Raw genomic sequence first — 25,348 nt, 5'->3', positions numbered from 1 at the left:
CATGACTTTACTCAACTCAGTCATTAAATACAATAGAAGTATTAGTTATTCAATGCTTCTGCACCACCAACGATTTCTAATATCTCGTTAGTAATAGCTGCTTGTCTTGCTTTGTTATATGTTAATTTTAATTGATCACGCATTTCAGTTGCGTTATCGGTTGCCTTGTGCATTGCAGTCATACGTGCACCATGCTCACTAGCGAATGAATCTCTAATACCTTTATACAATTGTGTCTTTAAAGATTTAGGAATCAATTGTTCAATAATTTCTAATTTAGAAGGTTCAAAAGTATAATCTGCACTTGCAGTTACTTCAACTTCTTCTAATGGAACAATAGGTAAAAATTGTTCTGTCATTACAATTTGAGTAGCTGCATTTTTGAATTTGTTATACACAATTTCAATACGGTCATAAGCCCCTTCAGTGAAAAGGGCCATTAAACTCTCAGCAATATCAGCGACATTATCAAAGGTTAAGTCATCATAAACACCACTATGATTAGCGATAACATTAAAACGTTTCCCTAGAAAATCATTTGCTTTTTTACCTACAGCAACAAAATCTACCGATTTACCAGCGTAAACATTGTCTGCTAGATTAACCGATTGCTTTAAAATATTGGTGTTAAAAGCTCCACAAAGACCTCGGTTAGAAGTAACGGAAACAATTAAAACCTTGTTCACAATACGATTATCGGCATAAACACTACCAGAATCACCTTCTAAACTAGCACTTAAGTTTTGTAGTAGTTCGGTCAGCTTATCTGCATAAGGTCTCATTGCCGTAATAGCATCTTGCGCCTTTTTCAATTTTGCAGCAGATACCATTTTCATAGCACTGGTAATCTGCATCGTTGAAGAAACCGATGAAATCCTATTACGTATCTCCTTTAAATTTGCCATTTTATTCAGTATTTAGTAAGTAGTACAAAGTATTAAGCAATTATAACACTTTGTACCAACTACTCAGTACTCAGTACTTTTTTAGTTCTTATATTTCGCAGAAAGCTCCTTACAAACAGAAGTCAATGTATCGGTAACCTCATCAGTTAATTTACCAGACTTCAATGTATCAAGAACACCTCTATGCTTAGCGTTCAAAAACTCTAAGTAATCACGTTCGAATTCTTTTACTTTCTCTACAGGCACATCTCTTAACAAGTTTTTAGAACCAGCATAGATAATTGCAACCTGATCTTCAACAGTATAAGGATCGTTTTGTGCTTGCTTTAATATTTCAACGTTTCTACGTCCTTTTTCAATAACGTTCAACGTAGCTGCATCTAAATCTGAACCGAATTTAGCAAACGCTTCCAATTCACGGAACTGTGCTTGATCCAATTTCAATGTACCTGCAACTTTCTTCATTGATTTAATCTGAGCGTTACCACCAACACGAGATACAGAAATACCTACGTTAATTGCCGGTCTTACACCTTGGTTGAATAAATCTTGCTCTAAGAATATCTGTCCGTCAGTAATAGAAATTACGTTCGTTGGGATATAAGCAGAAACGTCACCCGCTTGTGTTTCAATAATAGGTAATGCTGTTAAAGAACCGCCACCTTTTACCATTGGCTTTAATACCTCTGGCAAATCGTTCATTTCTTTTGCAATATCATCATCATTGATAACTTTTGCTGCACGCTCTAATAATCTAGAGTGTAGGTAGAAAACATCACCTGGGTAAGCCTCACGTCCTGGTGGTCTTCTTAACAAAAGAGACACCTCACGGTAAGCAACCGCTTGTTTAGATAAATCATCATATATAATTAATGCAGGACGACCTGTATCACGGAAGTATTCACCAATAGATGCTCCAGTAAATGGTGCATATACTTGCATTGGAGCTGGATCAGATGCATTAGCAGCTACAATAGTAGTATATGCCATTGCTCCTTTATCTTCCAATACTTGTGCGATACCGGCAACAGTAGATGCTTTCTGACCTATGGCAACATAGATACAGTAAACAGGCTCACCAGCATCATAAAATTCTTTTTGGTTCAAAATGGTATCGATACAAACTGTAGTCTTACCAGTTTGACGGTCACCAATAACAAGTTCTCTTTGTCCTCTACCAACTGGGATCATCGCATCAATTGCTTTAATACCAGATTGCATTGGCTCAGTTACAGGCTCTCTGTAGATTACCCCTGGAGCTTTACGCTCTAATGGCATCTCATAAGTATCACCGGCAATAGGTCCTTTACCATCGATAGGGTTACCTAAAGTATCCACTACACGACCAACAATACCTTCACCAACTTTTACAGAAGCAATACGTTGCGTACGTTTTACGGTATCACCCTCACCAACTGATTTAGAAGGTCCTAAAAGAACCACACCAACGTTGTCTTCTTCAAGGTTCAAAACGATACCTTCAAGTCCGCCTTCGAACTCAACTAATTCTCCGTATTGAGCATTAGCTAATCCGTAGATTCTTGCGATACCATCACCTACCGTTAATACAGTACCTACTTCGTCTAAAGTAGCGGTAGCATCAAATCCTGATAATTGTTTCTTTAAAATTGCTGATACTTCAGCGGCTTTTACTCCTGCCATTTTTAATTAGATATAAGATATTAGGCGATGAATGTAACCATCCGAAGCCCTATATAGTTATTATAGACTATTTGAAAATTCTCTTTTTAAATTATTAAGCTTGTTGCTTACGCTAGCATCATACTGTAAATCTCCAACTCTTAAGATGAAACCTCCAATAATACTTTCGTCAACTTTACTTTCAATGGTAACCTCATTACCGGTAAGCGCAGCAACTTTCTTTAATATTTTTTTCTCCATTGCAGCATCTAAAGGTACAGCAGTTGTAACATACGCTACATCTTTACCCTTTAATTGCTCATTGATGATAATGTATTTTAAGGCAACTTCGTTTAGCATCCCTAAACGTTTGTTGTCTACCAACATATTAATAGCACCTTCTGTAATAGAATGACTGCCCTTAAAAATTTCAAGTAAGGCATTCTTTTTCATAGTACCAGAAACAACCGGACTAGCCAATACATCTCTAAGTTCTTTACTACCTGAAATAGTAGCGGCGATTGAACGCATATCTTTCTCAACAGCATCCAAGGCTTTGTTTTCCTTGGCCATATCCAATATTGCCTTTGCGTAACGTAATGCAGCTCTAGATTCGCTCATTATTTCTTTTAGTTAAGTTTTATATCGCTCAACATTGAATCAACCAATTTCAATTGCTTGTCATTGCTAGATAAATCTTCTTTCAATACTTTTTCTGCTATAGCTACAGACAATTCTGCAACCTGGCTCTTAATATCAGCAACAGCAGCTTTTTTCTCGCTTTCGATTGCAGCTTGTGCCTGCTTCAACATTTTGTCGCCTTCTAGCTTAGCTTGCTCTTTAGAGTCAGAAATCATTTTTTCTTTAATCTCACGAGCTTCTTTCAACATCCCCTCACGTTCAGCACGTGCTTCTTGAAGCATCTTCTCATTATCAGCTTGTAAGTTCTGCATATCGGTACGTGCTTTATCAGCAGCAGCCAATGCTTCTTCTATACCAGCTTCTCTTTCGTTCAACGAATTCAAAATTGGTTTCCAAGCAAATTTTACCATTAAGAAAATTAATGCCAATAATAATATTGTTTGAACAACAAACAAACCTGGTGAAAAATCGTTCAATAAAACTTCCATATCCTAATCTTTAAAATCTAAATCAATAATTAAAAAAACATTTCCTGTAACCAACCGTTACAGGAAGATGTCTTTGGGTTTTCGTGTTCTTATTTTCCTAAGAACAAAGCACCGAATGCTAAACCTTCTAAAAGTGCAGCTACGATAATCATCGCAGTTTGAATTTTTCCTGCCGCTTCTGGTTGACGAGCAATACCTTCCATTGCTTTACCACCGATTTGACCAAGACCTAGACCTGCTCCGATAACGATTAAACCTGCTCCAATTAAATTGTAAGTTACCATACTAATTGATTTATATAATTAAATTAAAAAAACTCTTGTTAAATAAAATCTCCTCTTACATCCTCAGCATCTGCCACTTCATGACCATGAGAATCATGCTCGTGCTCGTGATCATGTTCTGCAACCGCCATACCTATAAATAAGGCTGAAAGCGCAGTAAAAATATATGCCTGTAAAAAGGCAACCAACACCTCAATAAGGGTGATGAAAAATGATAAAACCAAAGATAAGCCTGTTGCACCCACAACACCTAAACTCTTTTTAAGTGTAAACATGATCGCAATTAAACTCATTACTACAATATGCCCTGCAGATATGTTCGCAAACAAACGAACTAATAAAGAGAAAGGCTTAATGATAAATGCACCAGCTAATTCTATAATAGCCAAAATAGGCTTCACGAAAACAGGTACACCTGGCATCCACAAAATGTGCATCCAATAATCTTTATTTCCACTAACTGTATAGATTACCAAAGTAAATATTGCTAAACAAGCTGTTACCGCAATTTGACCCGTCACATTAAATCCGAATGGCGTAAGTCCCATTAAGTTTAGTATCCATATAAAGAAGAATACTGTTAAAAGGTATCCTGTAAATTTTCTGTAATGCTTTTCGCCAATATTAGGTCTTGCAATCTCATCTCTTACATAAAGTACTAAAGGCTCTAACACTCTACCAAAACCAGTAGGTATTTTTTTCTTTCCGTATTGTTTCGCCAATGATGAAAAGGCCAGTAACATAAGCAACCCTACTAACAACACACCAACAACACTTTTGGTAATTGAGAAATCTAATGCTTTATGAGCGTTCGTTGCATGGTGCTCTTCATCAAAACTAACTGATGTTGCTCCATTATCTAACTCATATATTTTACTGTGAAGTTTTACAAATTTAGAACCATTTCTTTCAACTATAACCTGCCCATTATCGTCATGATGAAATTCTGATGACATGAAAGTTGCCAAGCCATTGTTCGACCAAAGAATTACAGGAAGTGGAAAACCAATGTGCTTTCTTTCGCCTGCATCATTAGAATATGAGAACAAATGAAAATCGTGAGAGTCTTTAAGGTGATGTAAAATATACTCATCTACCTGTTCCTTAGTACTAACTGTACCTTCTGGTTCGGTATCAGATATAGCGAAACTTTGCAATGAAAAACAAAGTATTAGAAGTTGTAATAAGGTTTTAATCGTATTTGAAACTTGCATCATTAGTTCTTTATCAAAAAATTTAGCTCCTAGAAATTTTGCGCAAAAGTAGTTAATTATTGCATAATCTACCCAATTTTAAAGCTTTAAAATTTAGAGTCTTTTTTTGCGCATAATTTTCGAAATAAAAAACACTTCTAGAAACAAAAAAATAATCACCGGTATAAGTAGCGCACCCCTATATATTTGAGGCATAATCAGTTCACCTAACAAGTATGGATAAAACAATATCGCGAAAACCATAATCTTAAAAACCAGAACACCCATATACATAAAACCCAATTGTTCAAAAAATGAATTGTTTTTTGAGGCAATTAAGAATATGACGACCAATGTTAAAGAAAACAAGAAGTGAAAAGTGTATGCCTTGATCAAAAGCGGACCAAAATAAGTCGGTGCAGTCGATAGGACCAAATCTTGCAGAAAATAAGAAGTCGCGCCCACAACAGTGAACACGACTATATATAAAATGATATTTTTTAGCAACGTTTATTTATTTAACGCCATAACTTTTTTTATGGCTAAATAGATAGACAAAAATACAGCAAGTAAAGTAAATGTGTCTTCTAAAAACGTTTTTTCAAATTTTTGATCCAACCACTCCCCTAAAAGATTACCTAAGAATATAGTGACACCCATTTGTATGGCGACACCAGATAAGCTTGCGGCATTTCTTAAAAGCTCAGAATTATCATTACGAGGCTTTTGCGGCTCCATTATTAGAAGATTTTAAACCTGCAGCACCTTTACCGCCACCCATAGTACAAGAAGCATTAAACGTAGCACCTGGTTCAACAGCTAATTTATTTACAGATACGGTACCTTCTATTACTGCAGATGATTTTAAAGATAATAAGTCAGACACTAAAAGTTCGCCATTAAAGCTGCCTTCTATATCTGCATTTACACATTCTACTTTACCATGAATGTAACCATCTTTACCGATTACAACTTTACCTGAAGTTTTTACATTACCATCTAGCTTACCATCTATACGAAAATCTGCTTCAGATATAATATCTCCTTTAATCTTAGTATTCTTCTCTATTCTGTTAGGTTGACCTCCTACTTCATTCATAGTTCTAGGTTTTTGTTTGTCTGAAAACATTGTTCACGGTTTTGGGGTTAAAAGCGTATTTCTATAATCGATAATATTCTTGTGTACTTGAATAATCTTATAGTTCTCCGATAAAACTACAAAATTCTCATCAGCAACGAGGTAATCCTTATTGTTTTTTAGTAGCTCGGCATACCCAAGGGCAAAATCTTTAGATTTAAATCCGTGTACTACTACAAATTGGTCTTCTAGGTTATAAATATCTCTAGAAACTATATTTTTATATCTAAGATCTACGATAGATTGCTCTAACAATTCTATCAACTTTAAAGCCTGTTCAGTATTACTTCTTTTGAACGGAAAAACTACTTTCCAGTTCGATGTTCCTTTTGAATCTGTCTCAGGAGAAAACTCTTTTGGCTCTAACTTAGGAAGCTGCTCTGCAATCATCTGTTCAGCTTTTTTACCTTCCGGGTTATTAGGATACGTCAGCGCCACATAATTCAATGCTTCTTTAAAAGGTTCAAAACCTTGAAGTCTACCAATTGCGTTAGCCTTCAGCATTTCAAATTTTGGTACTATAGGATCACCAGTAAATCTATTAATGTTTTGCTCTGCACTTGTAATTACCTGTAAATACTGTTGCTCTTTATATTGTTTGAATAAACTCTCATAGCGCTTCTCTGGACTATCGGAACTATCTGCCAATACCGCTTGCGGATTCAATAGAATCTCAGCATATCTAGAGTCGGCATGGTTGGCAATAATGTCTGCCTTCATAGTCTCTTTCAAAGGACTATCAACTTCTTCGTATATCTTATATAAATTATATTTTGAGGGAAGAATCAATCGCTCTTCGGCATTAGATGCCAATACATCTTCTAATTTAGCAGCTGCCAAAAGATTCTCGTTAAACTTCTCTTTATATATCAATCCTAATTGATAGTTCGCAAAATTACGTTCTGTTTTTAAGCTATCAATAACAGCAACATCTGTTGGCAAACGATCCATGTAAAAGTCTAATGAGAATTTCTCATCTTCACTAACTACATTTAAACTATCGTTAGCACTTGTTGCATCTTGTAAAGCAACATTTTCAGTATTGATTAACGATTTGTCTGACCAACGCCAATCATCGGTTAATTCTCTATTACCCCAACGATTCTTAAAATCGTTTTGACCGTAACCTAAACTGGTTATATTATAGAAATAGAATTTACCTTTGTTTTCTTTACCGCCTTTACTATTGCTAAATGCAGCAAAACCATCGGTAATTCTTTCTTTTTCTTTTTTCTGTGCAGCTTCTTTTGCCTTTTGCAATTCTTCAATATGCTTTCCAAAATAAGCCAATTGCTCATCTTTCGGCATTTGATAAATTGTAATTACGCTATCAGCATATTGTACGATGTCTTCGTATTTAATAACGTCTTCTAAGTTATCTCGCTTCTTTTTAATAGAACGAAATTTCTTGGTGTTCTCATTAAGGTTGGTCAATACACTATCGTAATATGCACCAGCCGGCTTATACACACTTTCATCAAAATTATATTCAGCTAAATTCTCGTAGTTAAGGGCATTCAATTTGGGCTTGTTTTGCGAAGCACGTAATGATTTATTGAAATAAAGCAAAGCCAAACTATCAGATTCTTGTTTTAAATGAAACTCTGCAAATTGTCTGTAAATACCATCTAAAAATGGTCTATTCTCTCTGTTCAATTCTAATTTGGTCAAATACTCCAGTACCTCTTCTTTATTTTCAGCTGTAACCTCGGTATTCTTTAATTTTTCAATTTCGGCATTGATCATGTACACACGTGGCGACTTTCTATTTAATTCAATAACCTTGTCAAATGCGTAATTAGCACTGTCTTTAAAGCCTAGTTGATTATATAACTGACCTATAATATAATAGTACCTTCCTTTCTCAGGATTTTTTGTAGTGTAGTGCGATGCAATTTTAAGATTTTGAACTGCCGTATCTGGTGCATTTAGATTAATAAACGCTTGCGCCATCATTGCTCTTGCATCGGCATATTCTTGATCTTTTAAACGCTCATATTTCATTAAGCGTTTTAAGTTCTTTATTGCTAGATCATCGTTTTCTAACCGGATGTTTACTTTCTCTCTCCAAATACTAGCTTCGTTTAGCTTATCACTTTCAGAATATTTGTTTAGTACATAATTGAAAGATTCTAATGCCGGAATGTAGCGTTCATCAAAATATCTTGCTTTCCCTAAAAGAAGAAAAGCTTCATCTATTTGTGGGTTTCGCTCTTCATCTTTAATATCCATACTATGGCGTTGAATAGCCTTAGTAGCTTTTTCCTCCGCAATAAGAAAATTAGGATTGTTGTCTTCGGAGTCAAGTTTGATTTCGCCGCTAACCTCTAAACGTTCTATAGGCAAGACTTCAAAATAATCATCTTGATAGGTATCGTGCAAAGTTTCTCGACCTTGCTCAAAAGCAATGTTACCATTATACAAGGTATTGTATTTGGTATTGAGCGCATGCCAGTTACGGTTTACGAACTTGTCTTTCTTAACAGAACATGCATTAAAAAGCATACTCACCAAAAGACCCGATAAAATAAGTTTGTTTCTAAGATTCAAAATAGTTGATCTACGTATGTATGTTTAACTTAAAAACAGCCACATTATTATGTAGTTCATCGGTAAACAGCATATTTATTTTTAAGCATTCGCAACATTTCTAAAGCACTAACACAAATTTTTACCGACTATGTAGTTTGTTTTAAATTAAAATGACCAAGAATTTATATGGTAACTGCAGATAATCTGATCAAATACATCTTCATCGGATTTTATCTATCTCCTTATAAAACTCAGAAATGAAAAACCAACCTAGTGGTCGGTTTTATGTTTTTTTATGGCTTTTAGTTAAAAGTGTAGTTCGTCTAATCACACACTGTCGAAATCTCATTGATTTTTTAACGAGTTGTAGTTCTCCACTGCCCTAGAACGAACAGACATCCGTATTATTCCGCAACCGGCAGAGCACTTTCTGCACCAAAGAAAACCTCTAATTCTTTCAAGGTTTCAGCAGATGTTTCAATGTCTTTAACTACTTCTCCTTTGTTCAATACCACTATACGTTCGCATACTTCGGTTACATGAATTAAATCGTGACTAGATACTAAAACGGTTACATCTTTTTGTTCTGCCAGTTCTTTAATGATTTGCTTTAATCGAATTTGAGTTGTTGGATCTAAATTTGCAAAAGGCTCATCTAATATGACCACTTTAGGGTTCCCTATAAAAGAAGCTACAATACCAGCTTTCTTCTGATTTCCTTTCGATAAATCTCTTAAGTACTTCTTCTGACCTAAAATTTCATCATGAAAGAAATCTTGATATTGTGCTAAAAGCCCATCTACATCAGCTTTATTTTGCCCGCGAAGGTCACCAATGAAGTAGAAATACTCTTCGGGAGTCAAGTACCCAATCAGAAAAGTTTCATCTATAAACGATGATGTAAAAGGTTTCCAATCTTCACTGGTGTTTACCTGAACTTCATTATTAATGATATGACCTGTACTAGGCTGAATCAAATCTAACAACAAACTGAAAAGCGTTGTTTTACCTGCACCATTATTACCAACTAACCCGAAGCTTTGTCCCGTTGGAATGTTTAAATGTTCGATGTTTAGTACTTGTTGTGAACCGTATTTCTTTGATAAATTTTCTATTGTAATCATAATCTTATTATTCTAATTTTTTAGGATGAAATGAAATGCGTCAAATGAAAAACCTTAACTCGCCTTCTCTTTAAAACCTGCAATCATTCCGTATTTCTTTTTCTTGTACTGCTCCGTGATCAAATCGATTAAGTAGTTCTTCATGGCAAAACCAATAATGCCTAAAACTGATAATACTCCGACTGCAACTTCTATATTAAAGATGTAATAAAAGATGGAAAAGATAATTATAGGAACTACCATAACTGGAAGCATTACCAAAAACTGAGTAGCACTTGCGCCCTGCATGTTACCAAACGGACTCTGATCTAATTCGATTCTCTTTTTATTAAATGAACCGAAATATAAAATGACCGGTATATTTACTCCTAGATTATACAATGCGCAACCAAAATTAATAGCTAAAGCCTCCCAACCAAAGTAAACATAGGGTATCGTCAATAAAAACATACCCACAACACTTACAGTAATTAAAATAACTTTAGATTCTAAATACTTTCGCATTGGTATGTTCTGCGACATCATCATACTATAATAGCTACTATCCCAAGCTGGGATAAATTGACCAAAATTACTTAAGAAAATTCCTGTCATAAATACACCAACAAATGCTTTCATTGGCATCATACTACTATAGACTTCTACGGTATAGAATACCAAGCCATAAAAAACAAAAAGTAAGGAAATAAACACTTGAGACTTTGTTCTTTTATTTCTCCAAATCATTTTTAAATCAAGCTGTAAGAAAGAACCCATTTCTCCAAAACGCTTTGTCCAAGACATATCTGAAGTATTTGCCTCTACTGATTTCGATTGAAGCTTTGCATCTAAATAAATCTTATCTCGTAAGTATTTAAAATTGACATAGTATATAAGTGCTGCAAAAGCAATCGGAATCAATACCGTAATTGGATATGCATAGAGCGCATGAAAAACAGGTGCAAAAAACTCTTTAACAGAGAACACTCCAAAATAATCCAATCCGTAACCTAAAGCAAGAATACTTCCTATGCCAATAAGAACTTTATCATTCTTATTTACAAGCAGGTTTACATAATTAATACTAAGTATAATGCCCATTATACCCACTATCCATAGCAACACATTTAAAACAGGATAGCCATTAAACAATAAAACAATTGCAAAGGGTACTATAAAGAACAACGTTAATAAATTATAGATAGATGCTGCCGATCTACCCAATATATAATGCGCGATGGTACTTTTCTTAACAGGGGTGGTCAAGAATGGTTTTATATCCATCACCGGTAATTTTTGCATGAAGTATCGTAGAAATAATTCAATTAAAATCCAGTAAATAAAATATTGGCTAATACTCCACATAGGGCTTTGATCTGGGAATATTTCTTTTAAGATAAAGTACATTCCGGCTCCTGCACCAGCAAGTGATAAAAGCATGTATATGCCAAAAAATCCCATCACTATTTTTATCCCTAGACTTTTACCAAGGTTAGAGGACCTAAAAAAGGATTTCCATTGTAATGAAGAAAAACGTTTAAACATTCGGTTGGTTTTAGTATTCAGAATATAAGTAAGAAAAATCTTGAGTTTGTTACAAACAAACTTCAAAATATTCATTAAGCTCTTATTTTATACCTTACTATATATACCTAAAAAATTAACCAATTAATCCCTCTCTCTTTATAGTCAAAAACTCCTTCTCTAGCATATTTGAGGTCCCTAACAAGGCTTTATCTAAAAAAGAAATCGCTAATTCCTTTTCTCCTTTTTTAATATATAATTCTGCATAACAACCATAATACAAATACGCTCTTTGTCCTAAATCTGAAACATCTATACTATTTAGTAAGTGAAGTGTTTTTTCATAATCACTCAATTGAATACATACCGTTGCATGATTCAATAAAGTAAACATATTTGATTCGAACATATATAATTGTTCATACCAATTAGAGATATTTTCCCAGTTGGTGTCTTCAAAAGTTTTGGCATTTAAATGCTCTGATGCTATTGCAGCTTCGTAATGATAAACAGAGGTATCGTCATACTCCACAGCCTTATTCATAGCACTATTACCCATTTTTATCAACGGAAAATACCATTTGGCACGGTCTTGATTCTGCAAATTAACTATTTGATTATCAATAGATATTTTACTTTCTAACCGAGACAAGTGAAAACATAGTAACGCAAAAAGTGCATACAAACTTCCGCTTCTAAATTGCTCTTTTTTCAGAAGAAGTTGGCAAAGTCGAATGGCTTCGCCACACAAATCTTCCTTAATCAATTTGTCTTGATTGGTAGAATGAAACCCTTCATTAAATGTCAAATAAATAACTTCCATAACGCGTAGCATCCGTTCCTGAATAGCTTCAGGATTTGGATATTTAAATTGAATGTTGTTCTCTCGAATTGATTTCTTCGCACGGGTTAATCGCTTAACAATTGCATCTTCTTTGGTCAGCAAGGCCGCAGCAATTTCTTTAGTACTGAATCCCGAAATTGTTTTTAGTGCAAAAGCAATTTGCTCGTTAGGGTGCAAACTTGGGTGGCATGCAACGAAAATCATTCGTAACTGACTATCGGCGACTTCATGGTCTAAAAAAAGTTCATCAATCTGTAGCGAAGAAGCTCCTGTAGTAATAGTAAGGTTTCTATTCTTTTCTGCTTGTATACTCCGCAGAATATCAATAGTTCTGTTTTTGGCAACTCGGTTCAGCCAAGCTTCTGGGTTATCAGGAATTTTTGTTCGCCATTGAGAGGTGGCTTTTATAAACGTATCCTGTACCGCATCTTCAATAGTTTCTAAATAAGAGAGACCAAAAAAGCGGGTTAGAATAGCGACCATCTTCCCGTAATGATGTCTAAAAAGATGGTCAACTACTTTATGTTCCATATATCTTACTGCTCAAATACCATTACTTCTCTAATTTCAACGGTACCGTTCAAATCATAATCTGGATAATCTTCAGCAATCTTAACCACAGCATCAGCATTTTCCGCTTGTACAATGTAATACCCTCCAATCAACTCTTTACCCTCTATTAAAGGAGCATCGGTTACGGTACGCTTCGGACCAGAAACTCTTTTTACATGTGGAACTAAAGCGTCACCACCTTTTACAATACCCTGAGCCATCATTTTTTCATTCCAAGCAAACCATTTCCCCATTCGTTCTTGTAATTGCTCTTGCGATAAACCTAATTCTTGGTAATCTGCACCAATAAAAATCATCATAAAATCTTTCATAATTTAACTGTTTTAGTTTTTACATAGAACTCACTCTAAGTTCTTATTGTTTATCCAATGACGTTACCGAAATCAAATTAGGGACAATTTTTAGAATAATTTTTTCAAAAAGATAATTTAAGGATTTTTAAAACTGAAACTTCACGACATAACATAGAGAATTATACTTTTTTGACAAATGTCATATTTTATCGCAAAAGCATGCTTAATTTTGTAAATCGATTTAAAGAAACCAACATATGTCGCATTTTCACCCACTAACGGTAAAACACATTAAGAAATTAACGCCAACTTCTGTTGCCGTTACATTTTCAATTCCGAAAGAATTGGCACAGACTTTCGCCTTTACGGCAGGTCAGTATATCACCATAAAAAAAGAAATTAAAGGTAAAGAACTTAGAAGAGCATATTCTATTAGTTCATCTACAGAAAAAGATGGTATCACCATTGGTATAAAAAAGGTAGATAATGGCGGATTCTCAAATTACGCCAACTCAGAATTAAAGGTCGGCGATACATTAGAGGTAATGGAACCAGAAGGTCGTTTCGTATTCAATACAACCAAAGACGTTCAGAACATTGCTGCTTTTGCAGCAGGTAGTGGTATTACCCCTATTATGAGTATTGTAAAGTCTGTTTTAGATAGTAACTCAAAGAACAAATTCGTGTTGGTATACGGTAACAAATCTTATGAAGAGACCATGTTCTATACTGATTTGGTAAAACTAGAACTAGAATATGCCAATAGATTTTTTGTGTACTTTACTAACAGTCAGACTCGTGAAGACAAGGCTTTATTTGGTAGAATAGATACCTCAACCGTAAACTATGCATTATTAAATAAGCATAAGGATGTTGATTTTGATGGCTACTATTTATGTGGACCAGAAGAGATGATCCGTTTGGTACAAGATACTTTGGTAGAGAATGAAGTTGAAAAAGATAAAATCCATTTTGAGCTTTTTACTCCTACTGAAATAAAAGAAGAATTACCTGTACAAGCAGATGGTCAAACTTCTATAACCGTTCTTGTTGATGATGAGGAATTTCAGTTTACAATGGATAAGAAAACAGTAATACTAGATGCTGTTTTAAAGGAAAATATAGATGCCCCATACTCATGTCAAGGCGGAGTATGTAGTAGTTGTATTGCTAAGGTAACGGAAGGAAAAGCAGAAATGGTTATGAACCAGATCCTGACCGATAAAGAAATAGCAGACGGTTTTATTCTTACCTGTCAAGCACACCCTACTACACCGACTATTAAGGTAGACTATGATGATGTTTAGTTAAGTACTAAATAAACTTTATAAAATCGTCATTGCGAACGCTGTGGAGCAATCAGTTGAATAGTTGTTACTATCTGTGAGATTGTTTCGTACATCGCAATGACGTTTTTTTTATCTAATAACTATTCTGGAAACATAGTTTCAAATTTTCTCACCGCAGTCTCATACCCAATTGCATAGGCCTTTTCGATACCTCTTCGATCAAGTAAACCGATATGTTCCAATTCTTGCGATTCGAGGATAAGATGGCAATTATTAATCTTTTGTCGGTTAATAGCATAAATCATCAACCCCGTTACTCTGCCTGTCAATTGAAACGAATTGTTCAAATGCTTTTTCTCTAATTTAGAAACTACTGATACATTACTGCCAATTACATATTCTACTTTAGATAAAACCGGCTCTGAAGGAAAATTATTCATTATTCCGCCATCGGCATATAATTCACCTTTATACTCTACCGGACTAAAAACAGGTGGTAATGCGGCAGAAGCCAGTAATGGTTTTATTAATTCTCCATCATTTATAAAGAGTTCTTCTCCCCTTTGTAAATTGGTGGCTACGACGTGAAGCTCTCTATTCAAAGCCTCAAAACTATCATCTGGAAAATACTGTTTGAAAGAAGATATATAACTCTCGCTATTCAATAAACCCGGTTTTGCGACCGCGAAATAATTGTATTTAAAAAGCGGAGTCTCCTTAAAAAAACGGAGCATATCAATAACTGGTTTATCGGCTGCATACAACGCACCAACTAAAGCACCAATACTGCTTCCAGAAACAACGCTGGCTTCTAGACCAAACTCTTGCATTGCTTTAATTACTCCTATGTGTGCCATACCTCGAATGCCCCCACCAGAAAGCACCAAACCTACGGACTTAGAACCTATTTGCATCTATCTAGAATTAATTCAAAAAAAATGCCGAACGGATACTATTATCCACTCGGCATAAAATTAGTCATTAAAGCGGACTATGAATCCAATCCGAAGGCATAATAATTTTTAGTGCCATCTTCATAAACCCCTTCTAACATTACTCCACCTTTTTTATTCTCTAAAATAGCAGCAACGTCATCAACATCGTTTACACGTTTACCATCAATATGTGTAATAATAAACCCTTCTCTCATTTGAGTTTCTTTCTTAATCTTACCAGAATACAATTTGGTTACCTGCACTCCACCATCTAAACCAAATTTCTTTGCGATTTCTTTATCTACATTCTCAAAATCAGCTCCGAGCAGATTAAAAACTTCTTTCTCTTCTTTTTTGATAATATCGGTACCACCCTGAGAATTTTGTAACTCTACTTCCAATTCTTTTTCTTTACCATTTCTATTTACAACAATGGTAACCTTATCGCCAGGTCTTTTACCAGCAATAATTTCTTGAAGCCTTGGTGAAGTTCCTGTTTCTTTACCATTTACGCTAACGATAATATCACCTGATTCCATACCTGCCAAATCTGCGCCACTATCTTCACCAACTTGTTCTACCCATACCCCTTTGGTAAAGTCAACATTTTTCTCTTTCGCTAAGTTACTGTCCATAGTTCTGATAGAAACCCCTAACATACCACGCTGTACGTTACCGAATTTCAATAAATCTTCGACTACTTTGGTAACGATGTTGCTAGGCACCGCAAATCCGTATCCTGTATATGTACCTGTTGTACTTGCTATGGCAGTGTTAATACCCACAAGGTTACCATCTAAATTTACTAAAGCACCACCACTATTACCTGGGTTGATAGCAGCATCTGTCTGTATAAAGCTTTCTACCGCAAACTTATCTGTATTAATATGAATGCTTCTTGCCTTTGCACTAACAATACCGGCGGTTACCGTAGAATTTAATCCAAGCGGATTACCAACTGCCAATACCCACTCACCTACTTCTACATCATCAGAATTAACCAATGACATCGTTTTTAAATTATCAGCTTTTATCTGTAAAAGTGCCAAATCTGTAGTTGGGTCTGTACCAATAACAGTGGCTTTATACGATTGGTTATTATATAGGGTTACCTCAACCTCATCGGCATTATCGATAACATGGTTATTGGTAACGATATACCCTTTGTCATTTATGATAACGCCAGATCCCGTGCCAACTCTAGGTTGCGAACGTGTACCTTCTGGAGATTGCCCTTTAAACATATCACCAAAAAACTCTTTAAAAGGGTCTGGCAAGTCGCGCGCTGCTTGATTTTGGTTTGATGAACCTGTTTGGGTAGATTTAATATGCACTACGGCATCTAAGACTTTTTTAGAAGTTTCTGTAAAATCTAAAGGCTTAATATTTCCTTCGTTATCTCTCGTATATAAAGCCTGTGCACCTGGCACAGATTCCACGACAGTTACTCCGGTAGATTCTTTTACCTCTTGTTTGTTAAAATGTAGTACGCCATAACTCACTGCAAGCGCAATAATCGCTGAGAAGAAGTAAACCTTCCAAGCGCTTCTGGTATTTGTATCTGATTTCATATATAATTTATTTTTAAAATTCTTCTAACTCCCTAGTGTCAATAGCTATGCCATGCCCATGCCTGTCAATGCTAAAAAAAAATTAAAACTTACTGAAATTTTAAGGATTTTTTTAGACTAACCAGTCTGTAACCTTAAAACTAGCGTGGATTAAAGTTCATAAAGGTGCTGTTTATCTTATTAAAGATCAACTTTACAGATGATTGTATTAGGTAATTGGTCAAACCAGTTATTTAAAACCGACCACATGGTCTAAAACTGACATTTTGACTTAAAGTAAGATATTTCTTATATTTTAATCATATAAATTATATATACTTAGAAAACCTTTGCTTTATTTTTACGTAAGTTTAACAACGAGAAAGAAAATTTAATTGAATTCACAGGGTACTACTGCAATTTTAGTATTTGCCAATTCTGCCAAACAAGATTTGGCAAATAAGTACATACCTAAAGGTGAACAGTTATTTGATACTCTAACTCAAACTACACTTAAGAAGGCTAAAAAAACAGGTTTACCTGTTTTTCATTTTTCAGATAATAATCAAGTTGGCGTAACTTTTGGTGAACGTTTTACCAATGCAATTGCCAACGTTTTTGAAAGAGGTTTTTCTAATATCATAACCATTGGTAATGATACTCCACATTTAAAAATACATCATCTTCAACATACAGCAAAACAATTAGCGCTAGGCAAAACCGTAATAGGACCATCAATCGATGGCGGATTTTATTTGCTAGGTATACAAAAATCTAATTTTGATATTGCAGCATTTCAAAACTTGTCTTGGCAGCGTTATAGTCTGTATCATGAAATATCGCTGTGGTTACATGAAGAGTCCTCCGAATTAATTAAGCTTCCTGTTTTACGAGATTTAGACAACGAAAAAGATTTGCACTCTTTATTATCGTTCTCTAAAAATCTTTCTCCAGCATTATTGTTGTTGATTATAGGATTATTAAAAGTAAAAAGAAGTCTATACTACACTAATCAAAACTTCTTACGTCTGTTTCTCGACAGATTCATGTACAATAAGGGTTCGCCTGAAGTTTCATTTATCTAATTCCCTCTTTGCTCAATAGTTGGGTAAATACAACTTCAGTTTAAAGCTTTTTATGAGACACTTAGTACTAGTGTTGACATTGTTTATAATGAACATGGTCAATGCTCAAGAAACAATTTCAGGTATTGTGACCGATACCGATGGCAATACCATACCGTACGTAAACATTGTATTGTCTGGTACGGTAAACGGATCAACCACTAATGAAGATGGTATATACACTATTAATGTACCTAATCTTTCAGGCGCTATTGAATATTCCGTTTTAGGATATGAAACTCAAATAATTAATATAAACAATCGACGAACTATAAATATCACCTTGGCAGATTCTTCTGAAGTTTTAGACGAAGTCGTATTAACCGCATTAGGGTTGAAACGAGAAACCAAAGAATTAGGTTATGTAGTTCAAAGTTTAGACGCCAAAGGAGTTACCGAGGTGAAATCAGTGAACTTTCTAGACAACCTCTCTGGTAAACTGGCAGGTGTAACTATTAACCAAGGTGCTACTGGTGTTGGATCTTCATCAAAAATTACCATTCGTGGTGAAGCTTCTTTCTCTAATAACAATCCGCTATTTATTGTTGATGGAGTACCTATAAATAACAACTCGGTCTTCAACTTTACCAATGAAGCAGCAGCCGGATTTCAAGAAATCGATTTTGGAAATGGCGCTATGGATGTGAATCCTGATGATATTGCCGAAGTATCTGTTTTAAAAGGTCCAAGTGCTGCGGCTCTTTATGGAACTAGAGCATCTAATGGTGTTATTATTATTGAAACTAAAAGTGGCAAGAACACTAAAGGATTGGGAGTAAGTTATAATACGAGCTTTTTTGTGGATTCAGCTTTTCAATTGCCCGATTTTCAAAATGAATACGGACAGGGGAATGCCGGAGAATTTGCTTTTGTAGACGGATTAGGTGGTGGAACAAATGACTTAATCACCTATAGTTGGGGACCTCGTTTAGATGTTGGTAACCTTATTCCGCAATATGATAGTCCCGTGACTTTAGCAGACGGAACAATTGTTCGCGGTGGCGATACTGCTCTTTACAATGGCAATGCAATAACACCGACGGAGTTTAAATCTAATCCTGATAACTTGAAGAACTTCTATGAAACCGGAACAACGTTAATTAATAACATCGCCATTTCAAATGAATTTGAAAAAGGCAACTATCGTCTTTCGTTTACTGATTTGCGAAGTGAATCTATTATACCCGGTGTTAATCTTGACCGGCAAACTGTAAGTGCACGTTTGAATTTTCAACCTATTGACAAATTACGCATTAATTCATCTATCAGTTATATTAATTCTAATAGTGACAACAGACCATCTAACGGTTATGGATCTGAAAACGCAAATTATTCTTTAGTAGCTTGGGGTCCGCGTTCTTTAAATATTGAAAATTTAAAGAACTACTGGCAACCAGGTTTAGAAGGCATACAACAGTATTCATATAACTACACCTTTTTCGATAATCCGTATTTCATTCTTAATGAAAACACCAACTCTTTCAATAGAGATCGTGTTTTTGGAAACATCTCAGCCAGCTATGATATTACAGCGCACATAACGGCATCTATACGAACAGGAATGGATTATTCTAGTGAACTACGCCAATTAAAAAGGGCTTATAGTTCTAATCGTTTCTCTAATGGTGCTTATGCCGAGCATGATGTTTTCTATAGAGAAGTGAATACCGATTTTCTATTAAATTATTCAAATCAATTCAATGACTTTAAAGTTGATATTTCGCTTGGCGGTAATCGATTAGATCAAAAAGCATTCACCTCACAAGCGCAAACCACAAGCTTAGCACAACCAGGCATATTTAGATTATCGAATGCAGCTTCACCTATTGAAGTATTCGAGTTTGAATCGAATAAAAGAATAAACAGTTTTTACAGTTTAGCAAAATTCGGGTACAAAGATTACCTTTTTTTGGATGTCACAGGCAGAAACGATTGGTCTAGTGCTTTAGCCACTCCGTTTTCAGTAGATAACACCTCATTCTTTTACCCGTCGGTATCCAGCAGTTTTATATTATCAGAAGTAGTTGATTTACCTAAGGCGATATCATTTGCAAAATTAAGAGCAAGTTGGGCACAGGTTGGTAATGATACAAATCCGTATCAAACTACAGGCGCTTTTGTGGCGCAGACACCATTTAACGGTCAACCAACCTTTAGTAATTCTAATACCATTGCAAACGCTAATCTACAACCAGAATTAACATCATCATTCGAAGTAGGCGCAGATGTTCGTTTATTTGGCGACCAGGTTCGGTTCGATGTTTCTTACTATAACGCATTGACCAAAGATCAAATCATTTCACTCCCTATCGGTATCTCGTCTGGCTATACGCAACAAGTAGTTAATGGTGGCGAAGTTCGCTCTAAAGGTGTGGAGATTATTTTAGGCATATCGCCAGTAATAAGTCAAAATTTAAAATGGAACAGCACCTTAAATTTTAGCACCAACAAATCTACGGTTGAAAGTTTACCACAAGACGAAGGTCGACTAACACTCGCATACTCTAGAATCTACGACAGTCAAAACCAAACGGTATTTTTACAGGCAGAAGAAGGCGGTCGCGTTGGTGATCTATACGGAACAGGATATCTTAAGAATGAAAATGGCGATTTTATTCTTACGGATGAAGGCAGATACATACCAGATAATGAACTTCAAAAATTGGGTAATTACAATCCTGATTTTATGTTGGGTTTCAATAACCAGTTCAATTATAAAAACTGGAATATGGGTTTCCTTTTCGATTGGCGACAAGGCGGAATCATAGTTTCTAGAACAAGGGCTTTAGGTAATGTTGGTGGTCAATTAGCTGAAACAGCTTTTAGACCCGAAGGCGGTATTGTTCCCGAAGGCGTTGTAAATACAGGCACTACTGACAATCCTGTTTATGCACAAAATACAGTAGCAGTTTCAGCAGAAAGTTACTATCGTCAGTTCTATGATAGAAACCATGAAGAAAACAACACCTATGACGCTTCCTTTTTAAAGTTGCGTCAATTATCTGTTGGCTATACGTTTGACAATCTTAGCCTTTTCAATCAAGATGCAACGCTGAGTTTATCTCTTATCGGAAAGAACTTATTTGCAATTACTGAGAATCCGCATTTTGACCCGGAGCAATTAGCGGTACAAGGACAGGGATTTATTAGCGGCGTAGAAGATATGTCATACGCCACCACAAGAAGCATAGGTTTCAAAGCCGGATTTAATTTTTAAGAAAAAAAGATGAAACATATATATAACATTCTAATCTTATTACTGGTCGTTGGCTGCACAAAAGATTTTGAAGAAATTAATACGAATACCAATGATCCTGTAGCAGTACAACCTAGTCTATTGTTAAGACAAGTAATCTATGATTTTGGTGAACAAATGTCATATGAAGGTTTTACTGCAGGCAATCTGTTAGGTCAATATAGTACGGCTCTCGATTTCAACTTATTTGATAGACATGATTTGAAATCTCCACAATTGGGAGGCAATCCTTGGCCTATATTCTATCAAAATCTAAGAGACAATGAGATCATATTGAATTTATCTCAAGAAAATATTGCCTTTGCGGTCTATGAAGGACCTGCAAGAATAATGAAAGCCTACATGGCAGCAGGACTAACAGATTTATTTGGAGATGTTCCTTATACTGAAGCATTCAAAGGTGATACCGAAACCGTTACTCCGGTTTACGATTCTCAAGAATCCATTTACATGGATGAAGGTGGCATATTTGATAATCTCGATAAAGGTATTGCTGCGCTTGAGAGCTACACAGGTACAATTGCCTTAGAAGGTGATATTTTATTTAATGGCGATTTAGAAGGATGGATACGTTTTGCAAATTCGTTGAAGATTAAATATCTAATGCGTGTTTCAGGTAAAATAGATGTCGCTTCACAATTACAGGCAATCGCAATCGAAGGTAATTTCATTAACGATAATAGCGAAAATGCCATTTTCAATTTTACCGATGGCGAGCCAAATAGTTTTAGACTGGCACAGCTTAGGGTTGGTGATTTTAATAATTACGTGCTTTCTGAAACTATGGATGAAATTTTGACAAGTTTAAACGACCCACGTATTAGCCGTATGTACAAACCATTTGCAAATAGTACAGATGACGGTTACAATGGACTATTAAATGGAATTGATGCCTCTGCCGGAGTCTCGTTAGCTGATTACTCTTTGCTAGGTGCTATTTTTAGAGAGAATACCGGACTTTTAGACGCCAACTTCATAACAAGCATGGAAACCCACTTCTTGTTAGCGGAAGCCGCCCAAAAAGGATTGATTACTGCTGATACCGAAACCCTTTATAATACAGGAGTAATACAAGCTTTTGAATATTGGCAAGTAGATTTACCTGCCGATTATTTAACGATTGATGCGACCTTGGCTAACGGAGATCCATTAGAAAATATCATCACCCAAAAATGGATTGCAAATAGTATAAACGGTTATGAAGGTTGGGTTGAATATAGAAGAACAGGTTTTCCTCAATTGAAAACAATTTCCGCTAGTTTGAACAATAATTTAATTCCGATTCGCATGCCATATCCTTCAGAAGAAGAAGCTTTAAATAATGCTAATTATACCGAAGCTTCAAATAACACGGAAGGTAATAGTATAAATGTGGCTGTTTGGTGGGATGAGTAACAGAGTTAGGAGTTAGGAGTTAGGAGTTAGGAAAAACCAAAAAAATGACTGAAGTAAAGATTTGGCAATGGGGATTAATAATAGCATCAAGTTTGGTGTTGTTCTTCCTTTCCCCATGGGCAAAAGATACCAATCAATTTTTTAAAGCAGTACAAAAAAAGAAAGCGCCCAATACTTTTATGTTAATGGGTAGTTTAATTATCTCATGGATTTTTGCAAAGAGCATTACGAACGCGGCAAATTTAGGATTAGATTTTGGTATCGTTGGTGGCGTAGCTTATGCAGGGTATTATTTGTCTTTTGCCGTAGCAGGTATCGTCATTTACAAATTGAGACTTCATGGTAAATACACCAGTATTCATCATTTTCTATCTTCAAAATTCGGTAAATCTGCCGTGACTATATTCTCCATATTAATTGCATTTAGATTGTTCAATGAAGTTTGGAGTAACACCATGGTGATAGGATCTTACTTTGGCGAAATGGGTACGAGCCCATATTATTGGTCCATTTTAGTATTTACCGGACTAACATTGGCATATGTACTCAAAGGAGGCATGAGCAGTTCAATTTTCACCGATGTTGTCCAAATGGGGCTATTTTCTATACTATTAGCGGTAATATTGTTCACTATTTTTGGAAAGGATAATGCAATCACCACTACCGAAGTGGTTAATTCTGGAATTTGGTCTTTTGAAACAGGGCTCAATTTACTATTCGCTGCATTGCTACAATCCTTTAGTTATCCCTTTCATGACCCAGTGTTAACCGATAGAGGATTTATCAGTAGTCCGAAAGTAACATTGAAGAGTTTTTTATGGGCAAGTGTACTAGGTGCAATCTGTATCATCTTATTTAGTATTATCGGCGTATATGCACAATTTCAAGGTATGCACGGTCAGGCTGCAGTACAAGTTGGTAAAGCATTTGGAACCGTAATATTATTAGTCATCAATTTCATCATGATCACCTCTGCCGCATCTACATTAGATTCTACTTTTTCATCATTTTCAAAATTATTGGCATTAGATTTAAATCTAGGAAACACATTAAAATTTGGACGTTGGTCAATGGTAGCAATAGCTATGTTAGGTACCATACCCGTTTTTTTAGATGCAGAGATATTATCTGCTACGACAATTAGTGGAACTATGGTGATAGGTCTTACTCCTGTATTTATATTTTGGAAAGACAAAGCACCTAAAATCAGTTTTCACTTAAGTGTTTTCATCGGATTGATATTTGGTTTCCTTTTAATTTTTAACTGGTTTCCAGATAATTTAATTTTTACAACCGGCAAGTATGCCAATTTACTTTGGATTAATTTTTGGGGCATCATATGTTGCCTATTCGTTTATATAATACCTACATGGATAAAGAAATAAAACATATTGGGGTAAAAGAAGGAAAACTATTGCTTTTCGGTGGTGTGTATAGCAATCTACAAGCTTTAGAAAAATTGATTTCTATTGCTGAAGAAGAGGGTATTAAACCTGAAAACTGTATAAGCACTGGAGACATTACCGGGTATTGTGCACAACCAGAAGAAACCGTACAACTGTTTCAAAAATGGGGTGCATTAAGCATTGCAGGTAATGTAGAGCTACAATTGGCTAGCGATAGCGAAGATTGTGGATGCGATTTTAAGAGTGGTAGCCGTTGCGACGATTTTTCAAAAATGTGGTTTCCGTATACTAAGGGTCATTTATCTCAACAGTCCTTAGGTTGGATGAAGGAAATACCAGAGTACATCAGTTTTGATTATGCTGGTAAAAAAGTAACCGTAGTCCATGGAAACTATAGAAATACTTCTGAATTCGTATTTAAGTCAAATGCCACAGAAAGTAAAGAACGCTGTTTTCAAGAGACTAAAAGTGATATCATTATTGCAGGTCATTGCGGTTTACCCTTTCATCAAACTAATAATGATAATCTATGGTTGAACCCTGGCGTTATTGGCATGCCAGCAAATGATGGCACTACTCGCGTATGGTATATGATATTGGATATTATTGATGGGGAAGTAACCTTCAATCATCAATCATTTGTATACGAAGCCGAAACCGCACAGAAATTAATGTACAAAAATCACTTACCTGAAGCTTATGGTGACACCCTCACTTCTGGCATTTGGGATAATATGGAAATCCTTCCTGAAATAGAAAAAATGGGACAGGGAATTCCGATTCATTTTAACAAAGAACAAAAAGATTCAATACAAACTAAAACTCAAAAAAAGATGGCAAATACGTATTACGACCCAGCAGATTTAAGAAAATTCGGAAAAATTACAGAGTGGAGCGAAGAGCTTGGAACAAAATTTTTCGATTATTATGGTAAAGTTTTCGAAGAAGGCGCACTAAGTGCTAGAGAAAAATCTCTAATTGCATTAGCAGTTTCGCATGTGGTTAAGTGTCCGTATTGTATTGATGCGTATACCAAAGACGGATTACAAAAAGGAATTACGAAAGAAGAAATGATGGAAGCCGTTCATGTCGGTGCTGCCATTGAAAGCGGTGCAACATTGGTGCATGGTGTACAGATGATGAATAAGTATAATAAATTGTCCATGTAAATTTCGTTGTTGGTTATTCGTTGATGGTTGTTGGTAGCAGCCTTCTTTAATAATCAATACATTG

At 35.5% G+C, this 25,348-nt stretch carries 22 protein-coding genes and 1 pseudogene; 7 read left to right on the top strand and 16 right to left on the bottom strand.

Annotated elements, in window-relative coordinates:
• Window positions 1–41: 41 nt before the first annotated feature.
• From atpG to Q0871_RS04575, 14 genes are all read right to left on the bottom strand, one after another.
• Window positions 42–905 (bottom strand): ATP synthase F1 subunit gamma, encoded by an 864-nt coding sequence (gene atpG / locus Q0871_RS04635; protein WP_299318530.1) that lies wholly within the window; start codon window positions 903–905, stop codon window positions 42–44.
• An 81-nt stretch (window positions 906–986) separates the two neighbouring features.
• Window positions 987–2,567 (bottom strand): F0F1 ATP synthase subunit alpha, encoded by a 1,581-nt coding sequence (gene atpA, locus Q0871_RS04630; protein ID WP_282048803.1) that lies wholly within the window; start codon window positions 2,565–2,567, stop codon window positions 987–989.
• A 60-nt stretch (window positions 2,568–2,627) separates the two neighbouring features.
• Entirely contained in the window at window positions 2,628–3,167 is a 540-nt protein-coding gene (gene atpH, locus Q0871_RS04625; protein ID WP_073241518.1) for an ATP synthase F1 subunit delta, read from the bottom strand.
• 8 nt (window positions 3,168–3,175) lie between these two features.
• Window positions 3,176–3,676, bottom strand: coding sequence for a F0F1 ATP synthase subunit B (locus Q0871_RS04620; RefSeq protein WP_073241516.1), 501 nt, complete (start codon window positions 3,674–3,676; stop codon window positions 3,176–3,178).
• Between the two features lie 89 nt (window positions 3,677–3,765).
• Complete coding sequence (atpE, locus tag Q0871_RS04615) at window positions 3,766–3,960, bottom strand: ATP synthase F0 subunit C (RefSeq protein ID WP_027065438.1); 195 nt, start codon at window positions 3,958–3,960, stop codon at window positions 3,766–3,768.
• A gap of 38 nt (window positions 3,961–3,998) precedes the next feature.
• On the bottom strand, window positions 3,999–5,174 hold the full coding sequence (atpB, locus tag Q0871_RS04610) for a F0F1 ATP synthase subunit A (RefSeq protein WP_299319782.1): 1,176 nt from the start codon (window positions 5,172–5,174) through the stop codon (window positions 3,999–4,001).
• A gap of 93 nt (window positions 5,175–5,267) precedes the next feature.
• Window positions 5,268–5,660, bottom strand: coding sequence for a DUF6168 family protein (locus Q0871_RS18720; RefSeq protein ID WP_367275128.1), 393 nt, complete (start codon window positions 5,658–5,660; stop codon window positions 5,268–5,270).
• A 3-nt stretch (window positions 5,661–5,663) separates the two neighbouring features.
• Window positions 5,664–5,891, bottom strand: a complete 228-nt coding sequence (locus tag Q0871_RS04605; protein ID WP_299318504.1) for an AtpZ/AtpI family protein — start codon at window positions 5,889–5,891, stop codon at window positions 5,664–5,666.
• Window positions 5,869–6,282, bottom strand: a complete 414-nt coding sequence (locus Q0871_RS04600) for a polymer-forming cytoskeletal protein (RefSeq protein ID WP_299318500.1) — start codon at window positions 6,280–6,282, stop codon at window positions 5,869–5,871. Before Q0871_RS04600 ends, Q0871_RS04605 begins: the two co-directional genes overlap by 23 nt.
• Window positions 6,283–6,285: 3 nt before the next feature.
• Entirely contained in the window at window positions 6,286–8,841 is a 2,556-nt protein-coding gene (locus tag Q0871_RS04595; protein ID WP_299318496.1) for a hypothetical protein, read from the bottom strand.
• Between the two features lie 386 nt (window positions 8,842–9,227).
• A complete protein-coding gene (locus tag Q0871_RS04590) occupies window positions 9,228–9,947 on the bottom strand; it encodes an ABC transporter ATP-binding protein (RefSeq protein ID WP_299318492.1) in 720 nt (239 codons plus the stop codon).
• A 54-nt stretch (window positions 9,948–10,001) separates the two neighbouring features.
• Window positions 10,002–11,471: a DUF5687 family protein gene (locus tag Q0871_RS04585; RefSeq protein WP_299318487.1), complete on the bottom strand. Its 1,470-nt coding sequence runs from the start codon at window positions 11,469–11,471 to the stop codon at window positions 10,002–10,004.
• A 115-nt stretch (window positions 11,472–11,586) separates the two neighbouring features.
• Window positions 11,587–12,825 carry a sigma-70 family RNA polymerase sigma factor gene (locus tag Q0871_RS04580; protein ID WP_299318483.1) on the bottom strand — a complete coding sequence of 413 codons (1,239 nt, stop codon included), beginning with the start codon at window positions 12,823–12,825 and terminating at the stop codon, window positions 11,587–11,589.
• Window positions 12,826–12,830: 5 nt separating this feature from the next.
• The gene (locus tag Q0871_RS04575) at window positions 12,831–13,178 is read right to left on the bottom strand and encodes a YciI family protein (RefSeq protein ID WP_299318479.1); all 348 of its coding nucleotides are present in this window, start codon (window positions 13,176–13,178) and stop codon (window positions 12,831–12,833) included.
• Window positions 13,179–13,417: 239 nt separating this feature from the next.
• On the opposite strand from Q0871_RS04575, the gene Q0871_RS04570 reads away from it, so the two are divergent.
• On the top strand, window positions 13,418–14,467 hold the full coding sequence (locus Q0871_RS04570; protein ID WP_299318475.1) for a ferredoxin--NADP reductase: 1,050 nt from the start codon (window positions 13,418–13,420) through the stop codon (window positions 14,465–14,467).
• A 122-nt stretch (window positions 14,468–14,589) separates the two neighbouring features.
• On the opposite strand, the gene Q0871_RS04565 is transcribed toward Q0871_RS04570, so the two are convergent.
• The gene (locus tag Q0871_RS04565) at window positions 14,590–15,363 is read right to left on the bottom strand and encodes a patatin-like phospholipase family protein (RefSeq protein WP_299318471.1); all 774 of its coding nucleotides are present in this window, start codon (window positions 15,361–15,363) and stop codon (window positions 14,590–14,592) included.
• A 77-nt stretch (window positions 15,364–15,440) separates the two neighbouring features.
• Window positions 15,441–16,955 carry a Do family serine endopeptidase gene (locus Q0871_RS04560; RefSeq protein WP_299318466.1) on the bottom strand — a complete coding sequence of 505 codons (1,515 nt, stop codon included), beginning with the start codon at window positions 16,953–16,955 and terminating at the stop codon, window positions 15,441–15,443.
• A gap of 374 nt (window positions 16,956–17,329) precedes the next feature.
• Between Q0871_RS04560 and Q0871_RS04555 the strand changes: the two genes are divergently transcribed.
• From Q0871_RS04555 to Q0871_RS04530, 6 genes and pseudogenes are all read left to right on the top strand, one after another.
• A complete protein-coding gene (locus tag Q0871_RS04555) occupies window positions 17,330–18,019 on the top strand; it encodes a DUF2064 domain-containing protein (RefSeq protein ID WP_299318463.1) in 690 nt (229 codons plus the stop codon).
• Window positions 18,020–18,071: 52 nt separating this feature from the next.
• On the top strand, window positions 18,072–21,275 hold the full coding sequence (locus Q0871_RS04550) for a SusC/RagA family TonB-linked outer membrane protein (RefSeq protein ID WP_299318459.1): 3,204 nt from the start codon (window positions 18,072–18,074) through the stop codon (window positions 21,273–21,275).
• 9 nt (window positions 21,276–21,284) lie between these two features.
• Entirely contained in the window at window positions 21,285–22,709 is a 1,425-nt protein-coding gene (locus tag Q0871_RS04545; RefSeq protein WP_299318455.1) for a SusD/RagB family nutrient-binding outer membrane lipoprotein, read from the top strand.
• Between the two features lie 44 nt (window positions 22,710–22,753).
• Window positions 22,754–24,094 carry a sodium:solute symporter gene (locus Q0871_RS04540; RefSeq protein ID WP_299318451.1) on the top strand — a complete coding sequence of 447 codons (1,341 nt, stop codon included), beginning with the start codon at window positions 22,754–22,756 and terminating at the stop codon, window positions 24,092–24,094.
• Window positions 24,049–24,708 (top strand): annotated as a pseudogene (locus tag Q0871_RS04535) (metallophosphoesterase); the annotation flags it as partial. The gene Q0871_RS04540 and the pseudogene Q0871_RS04535, both read left to right, overlap by 46 nt.
• A 240-nt stretch (window positions 24,709–24,948) precedes the next feature.
• Window positions 24,949–25,284, top strand: coding sequence for an arsenosugar biosynthesis-associated peroxidase-like protein (locus Q0871_RS04530; RefSeq protein WP_081819435.1), 336 nt, complete (start codon window positions 24,949–24,951; stop codon window positions 25,282–25,284).
• The last annotated feature ends 64 nt before the right edge of the window (window positions 25,285–25,348 follow it).

It is taken from the genome of uncultured Maribacter sp. (assembly GCF_947500985.1).
In the GTDB taxonomy this organism is placed as follows: Bacteria; Bacteroidota; Bacteroidia; order Flavobacteriales; family Flavobacteriaceae; genus Maribacter.
The sequence above is the reverse complement of the archived record's forward strand: the minus strand, read 5'-3'. Positions and strand labels throughout refer to the sequence as shown.